The following is an 8,106-nucleotide window of genomic DNA, read 5'->3' on the forward strand; positions in this document are numbered from 1 at the left end:
GTGGCGGCCAGGCCCAGGCGCGCGGCATCTCGGGGGGCTAGAGGCGTGGTCCGCACGCTCAGGTGCGGCGCAGCGGCTGAGCCGTCAAGGACCTGCGCGGCCTCGAGCCAGGGCTGGGGCATCTCAGGGCCTCGGGGCCGGCGCCTGGGCGGGGCGCGTGGCCCGGTGGACGGCGACGATCCCGCCCGAGAGGTTCTTGTAGCCCACCTCGCTCCAGCCGCAGTCCTGGATGAGGGCGGCCAGGGTCTGCTGGTCCGGCCAGGCGAGGATGGACTCCCCGAGGTAGCTGTAGGCCTCGGTGTTGGAGGAGACCAGGCGGCCGGCCGCCGGTAGGGCCGTGCCCAGGTAGAAGCGGTACAGGTCCCGGAAGGGCGCCCACGTGGGCGTGGAGAACTCAGCGATGACCAGGCGGCCGCCAGGACGGGTCACGCGCGCCATCTCGCGCAGGGCGAGGGCGGTGTCCTGGACGTTGCGCAGGCCGTAGGAGATGGTGACGACGTCGAAGGTGGCGTCCGCGAAGGGCAGCGCCATGGCGTCCCCTGCCACGAAGGTGATCTCGGGGTGGCGGCGCTTGCCCTCAGCGACCATGCCGGTGGAGAAGTCGCAGGCCACGACCTGGGCGCCCTCGCGCGCGTACTCGGCTGAGGAGGTGCCGGTTCCGGCCGCCAGGTCAAGGACCCTGGTCCCTGGCCTGGCGTCGACGGCGGCGCGCGTGACAGCTCGCCACATCCGCACCTGCCACAGGCTCATGACGTCATTGGTCAGGTCATAACGGCGCGCGACGGCGTCGAACATGCCGGCGACCTCGCTGGGGTCCTTGGCCAGGGTGGCTCTGCTCATGACCCCATCATGACAGCCCGGGACCCGGCTGCGACGTCACGGAGGGGCCGGTCGGCTGAGAGCCAGGAGACAGGAGAGATATTTCGTGACGGAAACTATGCCTAAATGCCAGGGTCCTTCCTGTGGCCGCTGACCTCGGCGGGAGTGGGTGGCTGGCGTCATCGCGCCGAAAGGCTGGAGCGCTCCGGCCCTGGTTCGAAGTGGCTGACGGCGTGAGTAGAGTCAGGCGAGGTCCGCTCTGTCCTGGGCGGTCGTCAACCAGCTCTCCCAAGGGATGGTGTCCGAAGCATGAACCCCTTCGTCTCGCTCCTCATCATGGCGGCGGTCGCGCTCGTCGTGGCCGTCGGCGGTCTCGCCCTGTCCGCCATCGTGAGCCCGAACCGGAAGAACAAGGTCAAGACCGCCAACTACGAGTGCGGCATCGACCCCACGCCCTCCAACACGGAGTCCGGTCGCTTCCCCATCGCCTTCTACCTGGTTGGCATGACCTTCATCATCTTCGACGTCGAGGTCGTCTTCCTCTACCCCTGGGCCACGGCCTTCCACCAGCTCGGCTTCTTCGGCCTGAGCGCGGCCCTGGTCTTCATCGCCCTCATCACCGTGCCCTACGTCCTGGAGTGGCGTCGCGGCGGGCTGGACTGGGACTGAGCCCGGTCCGCGACCCCACCAGTACGAGCAAAGGCAGAAAGCAGCATGGACAAGACTGAGTACAAGGCCTACCGGGAGAAGATGCTCACCATCCCCTCCAAGCGGGGGGATCTGCAGCTGCAGGCCGAGGAGTCCGTCGAGGGCCCTGGGTTCCTGCTCACCAGCGTCGAGAAGCTCAGTGCGCTGGCCCAGGCCCGCTCGCTGTGGCCGGTCACCATGGGCCTGGCCTGCTGCGCCATCGAGATGATGGCGACGGCGGCCCCGCGCTTTGACCTCTCGCGCTTCGGCTGGGAGGTCTTCCGCGCCTCGCCGCGTCACGCCGACGTCATGCTGGTCTCAGGCCGCGTCTCCCACAAGATGGCGCCGATCGTGCGCAACGTCTACGACGCCATGCCCGAGCCCAAGTGGGTCATCTCCATGGGCGCCTGCGCCTCCTCGGGCGGCATCTTCAACAACTACGCGATCGTGCAGGGCTGCGACCACATCGTCCCGGTGGACATCTACCTGCCCGGTTGCCCGCCGCGTCCGGAGATGCTCATCAACGCCATGCTCGAGCTCACCCGTCAGATCGAGCGTCGTCCTGTCTTCAAGCACCGTGAGGAGATCGCGCGCGCCGTCGAGGCCGCTGCCCTCAAGGCCACCCCGATCCACGAGATGAAGGGCCAGCTCGCATGACTGACACCAACCTTCCCGACCCGGGCTCCGAGGTCGACGCCGCCACGCCGGCCGTGCCCGAGGTAGCCGGCCAGGCCGTGCGCCCCGAGCTGCGCCTGGAGGTCATCTCCACCCACACCGGTCACTTTGGTGCCTCCGACGCCGGGGACACCACCGGCTACGGCGGCACCACGAGTGTCGTGACGCTGGCTCCGGCGGCTACGCGCCCCTACGGCGGCTGGTTCGACGAGGTCGTCGACATCCTCATCGAGGACCTCCAGGCCGCTGGCACCGCTCCGGCCGAGGCCATCGAGAAGGTCGTCATCGAGCACGGCCAGCTCACCCTGTTCATCACCCGGGAGCACCTGCTCGACGTCGTGCGGCCCCTGCGTGATGACCAGGACCTGCGCTTCGAGCTGTGCCTGGGGGTCACCGGGGTCCACTACCCCGCCGACTCCGGGCGAGAGCTGCACGCCTGCTTCGAGCTCGTCTCCCTGACTCACGGCGGGCGCCAGCTGCGCCTGGAGGTCACCTGCCCCGAGTCGGACCCGCACGTGCCCTCCATCGTCGAGGTCTACCCCGGTGACGACTGGCACGAGCGCGAGACCTGGGACCTGATGGGCATCGTCTTTGACGGTCACCCGAACCTCACCCGCTCGGCCATGCCTGACGACTGGGTCGGGCACCCCCAGCGCAAGGACTACCCGCTCGGCGGCATCCCCGTCGAGTACAAGGGCGCCACCACCCCGCCCGCTGACACCCGGAGGTCGTACCGCTGATGACTAGCGCGAACAGCACCACGTTCCGGGCCGCCGGTCCGGCCACCGACGCTCTGGCCGCCGGCGCCCCCCAGTGGACCGCCGAGGGCGGGGACTGGGACGAGATCGCCGAGCAGATCGCCGCCCGTGACGAGGCCGACCGCCTCGAGCACGACCGCGTCGTGGTCAACATGGGTCCCGTCCACCCCTCGACCCACGGCGTGCTCCGTCTGGTCCTGGAGACCGACGGTGAGAAGGTCACCGAGGTCCGCGTGGGCACCGGGTACCTGCACACGGGTATCGAGAAGAACATGGAGTACCGCACCTGGACCCAGGGCGAGACCTTCGTGACCCGTATGGACTACGTGGCCCCCTTCTTCCAGGAGGTCGGCTACGCCCTGGCGGTCGAGGAGCTGCTGGGCATCACCGATGACGTGCCGGAGAAGGCCACCGTCATGCGCGTGATCCTCATGGAGCTCAACCGCATCTCCTCCCACGTCATCGCCATCGGTACCGGTGGTAACGAGCTGGGCGGCACGACCCTGCTGACCATCGCCTTCCGGGCGCGCGAGAACATCCTGCGCGCCTTCGAGATGGTCTCCGGCCTGCGTATGAACCACGCCTACATCCGTCCCGGCGGCCTGGCCCAGGACGTGCCGGAGGGCTTCAGCGAGTTCGTCCGCTCGGTCATGCCGGACATCAAGAACGACATCCAGGAGCTGCAGGCCATGCTCCTGGCCAACCCGCTGCTGAAGTCGCGTTTCATCGGCACCGGGGAGATCAGCCTGGCCGCTGGCCTGGCCCTGGGACTGACGGGCCCGTGCCTGCGCGCTGCTGGCTACCCGCTGGACATGCGCAAGATCAAGCCCTACTGCGGCTACGAGACCTACGACTTCGACGTCCCGGTCTACGACCGCTCGGACTGCTACAACCGTCAGCTCGTCCGCTTCGACGAGTGCTTCCAGTCCCTCAAGATCATCTCCCAGGCGCTGGACCGCCTCGACGAGATCTCTGCGCGCGGGGACGACCCCTCCAACACGACCATGGTCGCGGACCCGACCATCGCCTGGCCGGCCCGCATGGCCATCGCCACCGACGGCCAGGGCCAGTCCCTGGAGCACGTGCGCGAGATCATGGGCACCTCGATGGAGTCCCTCATCCACCACTTCAAGCTGGTGACCCAGGGCTTCCACGTCCCGGCCGGACAGGTCTACACCACGGTCGAGCACGCCAAGGGCGTCCTGGGCGTCCACGCCGTCTCCGACGGCGGGACCCGCCCCTACCGGGTCCACTTCCGTGACCCCTCCTACTCCAACCTGCAGTCCCTGGCCATGATGGGTGAGGGCGGCATGATCGCCGACCTCGTTCCCTCCCTGGCCTCGATCGACCCCGTCCTGGGAGGCGTGGACCGCTGATGACAACCCAGCAGATTCCTGGCAGCACCGGCCAGGCCGGAGCCTCCGAGGGCGCCTACTCGCCTGAGACCGAGGCCCGGCTTCGCGCCGACATCGAGCAGATCAAGTCTCGCTATCCCTCCGGGCACGAGCGCAGCGCCCTCATCCCGATGCTGCACCTGGTCCAGAGCGAGGACGGCTACGTCGCCCCGCGCGGCATCGCGCTGTGCGCCGAGACCCTGGGCCTGACCCTGGCCGAGGTCTCCGCGGTGGCGACTTTCTACAGCCAGTTCCGCCGCCACCCCGCAGGCGAGTACCACGTGGGCGTGTGCACCAACGCCCTGTGCGCCGTCATGGGTGGTGACGAGATCTGGCAGGCCGTGGCCGAGCACACGGGTCTGGGCAACGACGAGACCAGCGAGGACGGGCGGATCAGCCTGGAGCGCATCGAGTGCAACGCCGCCTGCGACTACGCCCCCGTCGTCATGGTCAACTGGGAGTTCTTCGACAACCAGACCCCGGCCTCCGCCGTCGACATGGTCTCGCGCCTGGAGCGCGGCGAGGACGTGGCCCCCACCCGCGGGCCCGAGACCCTGCCGACCTTCCGCGAGAACGAGCGCGTCCTGGCAGGCTTCGAGGACGGCCGCGCCGACGAGGGCATGGGTGCTGGCGAGGCCAGCCTCCTCGGGCTGCGCATCGCGCGTGAGAACGGATGGACCGCCCCGAAGGAGGAGAGCAAGTGAGCGACAACGCCACGCCTACCGATCAGGCGCAGGCTCCCGCCTTCACCGCTCCTGGCACCCTGACCCCGGTGCTGACGGACATGTGGGACAAGGAGCGCTCCTGGACCCTGGAGGCCTACCGCGCCAACGGCGGCTACGAGGGACTGGCCAAGGCCAAGACCATGAGCGCCGAGGAGCTGGTCAACTACGTCAAGTCCTCCAACCTGCGCGGACGAGGCGGCGCCGGCTTCCCCACGGGCCTGAAGTGGTCCTTCCTGCCTGCCCCTGACGGCAAGCCCCGCTACCTCGTGGTCAACGCCGACGAGTCCGAGCCGGGTACCTGCAAGGACATCCCGACCATCATGGCCAACCCGCAGGCCCTCATCGAGGGCATCGCGATCACCTGCCGGGCCATCGGTGGCGACCACGCCTTCGTCTACCTGCGCGGCGAGGTCACCCACGTCTACCGTCGCCTGCTGCACGCCGTGCGCGAGGCCACCGGGTCCGGCCTGCTGGACACCGGCTTCGGCCTGGACGGCAACCAGCCGCTGCGTATCACCGCCCACGCCGGTGCCGGCGCCTACATCTGCGGTGAGGAGACGGCGCTGCTGGACTCCCTGGAGGGACGTCGCGGCCACCCGCGCCTCAAGCCCCCCTTCCCGGCCGTGGCGGGTCTGTACGCCCGCCCCACCGTGGTCAACAACGTCGAGACCATCGCCTCGGTGCCGGGGATCCTGGCCCGCGGTGCCGACTGGTACAACGCGATGGGCACCGAGCGCTCCAAGGGGCACGGCATCTTCTCCGTGTCCGGTCACGTCAAGCACCCCGGCCAGTTCGAGGCACCCTTCGGGATCACGATGCGCCAGCTCATCGAGATGGCCGGTGGAGTCCGCGAGGGCCACGAGCTGAAGTTCTGGGTCCCCGGTGGCTCCTCCGTGCCGATCTTCGGCCCTGAGGAGCTTGACGTCCCGCTGGACTACGAGTCGGTGGGTGCGGCGGGCTCGATGCTCGGTACCCGCGCCCTGCAGGTCTTTGACGAGACCGTCTCGGTGGTGCGCGTGGTCACGCGCTGGACCGAGTTCTACCAGCACGAGTCCTGCGGTAAGTGCACCCCCTGCCGCGAGGGCACCTACTGGATGCGCCAGATCATGCTGCGTCTGGAAGCCGGTCAGGGCCTGCCGGGCGACGTCGAGAAGCTGGAGGACATCGCGGGCAACATCGCCGGCCGCTCCTTCTGCGCCCTCGGCGACGCCGCGGCCACGCCGGTGCGCTCGGGCATCGCCCGCTTCCGCTCCGAATTCGAGGCCGGCTACACCACGGCCGCCAACGTGCTCTTCCCCTACGCGGCCTCCTCCATCGTTGAAAGTGCACGGTGAGACATGACTGACACCCACGTGGACATGGTCAACATCACGATCGACGGCGTCCCCGTCGAGGTCGCCAAGGGCACGCTCCTCATCCGCGCCGCCGAGAAGATCGGCGTTCGGATCCCGCGCTTCTGCGACCACCCGCTGCTCGCGCCGTCGGCCAACTGCCGCCAGTGCCTGGTGGAGGTGGCCATGCCGGGCCGCGACGGCGTCGTGCGCCCCATGCCCAAGCCCCAGCCCTCCTGCGCCATGACGGCGATGGAGGGGATGGAGATCTCCACCCAGGCCACCAGCCCCGTCGCCGCCAAGGCGCAGGCCGGCACGATGGAATTCCTCCTCATCAACCACCCGCTGGACTGCCCGGTGTGCGACAAGGGCGGTGAGTGCCCGCTGCAGAACCAGGCCATCGAGCTCATGGGCTCGGGCGCCCAGGCCACCAGCCGCTTCACCGACGTCAAGCGCACCTTCCCCAAGCCGCTGCGCCTGACCAGCAACATCCTGCTGGACCGCGACCGCTGCGTCCTGTGCCAGCGTTGCGTGCGCTTCGCCGACCAGATCGCGGGCGACCCCTTCATCGCCCTGCAGGGCCGTGGAGCCGGCCACGTGGGCGGCGAGGTCACCGGCGGGCTGTACGGCGAGCAGATCGGCCGCTTCGACTCCACGGTGCTCGACTTCTTCGACCCTGAGGGCCTGGCGGGCGTGTCCACCCAGACCATCCGCGGCGAGGCCTACCTGGCCCCGGAGTCGGACCTGGCCGGACCCTCCGGCGAGCCGGGCGTGGTCGACGGCGCCGTCTACGGACCGGGCCGTGAGGACCTGGACGTCTCGGGACGTCCCTTCGCCTCCTACTTCTCGGGCAATATCATCCAGATCTGCCCGGTGGGTGCGCTCACAAGCGCCCGCTACCGCTTCCGCTCCCGCCCGATGGACCTGGTCTCCACCGACTCGGTGACCGAGCACGACGCCTCCGGCTCCGCGCTGCGCGTGGACATGCGCCGCGGCGTCGTGCTGCGCCGCATGGCCGGCAACGACCCGCAGGTCAACGAGGAGTGGATCACGGACAAGGACCGCTTCGGCTTCGCCTGGTCCTGCCAGCCTGACCGCCTCACCATGCCGCTCGTGCGTGACGAGGAGTCCGGCGAGCTGGTTGCCACCAGCTGGTCCGAGGCCCTCGACGTCGCGGCCCGCGGCCTGGAGGCAGCCAAGGCCGACGGCGGGGTCGGCTTCCTGCCCGGCGGGCGCCTGACGCTGGAGGACGCCTGGGCCTGGTCGCGCTTCGCGCGCACCGTCGCCCACACCAATGACATCGACCAGCGCGTGCGTCCCCACTCCAAGGAGGAGGACTCCTTCCTGGCCAAGCGCGTGGCGGGTACCGGGCTCGGCGCGGTGACCTACTCCAGCCTGGAGAAGGCCGGGCAGGTCCTGCTCGTGGCCCTGGAGCCCGAGGACGAGTGCGGATCGCTCTTCCTGCGCTTGCGCAAGGGCGTGCGAGGAAGCGGCCTCAAGGTCGCGACCCTCACCACGCTCGCCTCGCGCTCGGTGCGCAAGCTCTCGGCCGAGCTCATCCTGACCGCCCCGGGCCAGGAGGCCCGCGCCGTGGCCACGCTCAGCCAGACCCACCCCGAGCTCGTCGAGGCGCTGAAGAACGAGGGCGCCACGATCCTCGTGGGTGAGCGCGCCGCTGCGGTTCCTGGCCTGCTGTCCGTCGTCGACGCCCTGGCCA

Annotated in this window: 8 protein-coding genes; 7 read left to right on the forward strand and 1 reads right to left on the reverse strand. The window is 69.5% G+C overall.

The annotated features are described in order from the left end of the window. Positions 1 to 123: 123 nt before the first annotated feature. Complete coding sequence (locus HMPREF0058_RS06585) at positions 124 to 840, reverse strand: demethylmenaquinone methyltransferase (protein WP_006548972.1); 717 nt, start codon at positions 838 to 840, stop codon at positions 124 to 126. Between the two features lie 288 nt (positions 841 to 1,128). Here HMPREF0058_RS06585 and ndhC point away from each other — a divergent pair, with 288 nt between their 5' ends. From ndhC to HMPREF0058_RS06620, 7 genes are all read left to right on the forward strand, one after another. Then, a complete protein-coding gene (gene ndhC / locus HMPREF0058_RS06590; protein WP_006548973.1) occupies positions 1,129 to 1,488 on the forward strand; it encodes an NADH-quinone oxidoreductase subunit A in 360 nt (119 codons plus the stop codon). 81 nt (positions 1,489 to 1,569) lie between these two features. Continuing rightward, the gene (locus tag HMPREF0058_RS06595) at positions 1,570 to 2,163 is read left to right on the forward strand and encodes an NADH-quinone oxidoreductase subunit B (protein ID WP_048683524.1); all 594 of its coding nucleotides are present in this window, start codon (positions 1,570 to 1,572) and stop codon (positions 2,161 to 2,163) included. Continuing rightward, positions 2,160 to 2,921, forward strand: coding sequence for an NADH-quinone oxidoreductase subunit C (locus tag HMPREF0058_RS06600; RefSeq protein ID WP_006548975.1), 762 nt, complete (start codon positions 2,160 to 2,162; stop codon positions 2,919 to 2,921). The genes HMPREF0058_RS06595 and HMPREF0058_RS06600 overlap by 4 nt, the downstream gene beginning before the upstream one ends. Then, complete coding sequence (locus tag HMPREF0058_RS06605) at positions 2,921 to 4,315, forward strand: NADH-quinone oxidoreductase subunit D (RefSeq protein ID WP_006548976.1); 1,395 nt, start codon at positions 2,921 to 2,923, stop codon at positions 4,313 to 4,315. The genes HMPREF0058_RS06600 and HMPREF0058_RS06605 overlap by 1 nt, the downstream gene beginning before the upstream one ends. Then, entirely contained in the window at positions 4,315 to 5,037 is a 723-nt protein-coding gene (gene nuoE, locus HMPREF0058_RS06610) for an NADH-quinone oxidoreductase subunit NuoE (RefSeq protein WP_006548977.1), read from the forward strand. The genes HMPREF0058_RS06605 and nuoE overlap by 1 nt, the downstream gene beginning before the upstream one ends. An 80-nt stretch (positions 5,038 to 5,117) precedes the next feature. Further along, complete coding sequence (gene nuoF, locus HMPREF0058_RS06615) at positions 5,118 to 6,392, forward strand: NADH-quinone oxidoreductase subunit NuoF (protein WP_050765679.1); 1,275 nt, start codon at positions 5,118 to 5,120, stop codon at positions 6,390 to 6,392. A 3-nt stretch (positions 6,393 to 6,395) separates the two neighbouring features. Then, positions 6,396 to 8,106: 2Fe-2S iron-sulfur cluster-binding protein (locus tag HMPREF0058_RS06620; RefSeq protein WP_006548979.1), on the forward strand; the 1,711-nt coding region annotated here is incomplete at its 3' end.

This window comes from Actinomyces urogenitalis DSM 15434 (genome assembly GCF_000159035.1).
GTDB classification, from domain to species: Bacteria; Actinomycetota; Actinomycetes; order Actinomycetales; family Actinomycetaceae; genus Actinomyces; species Actinomyces urogenitalis.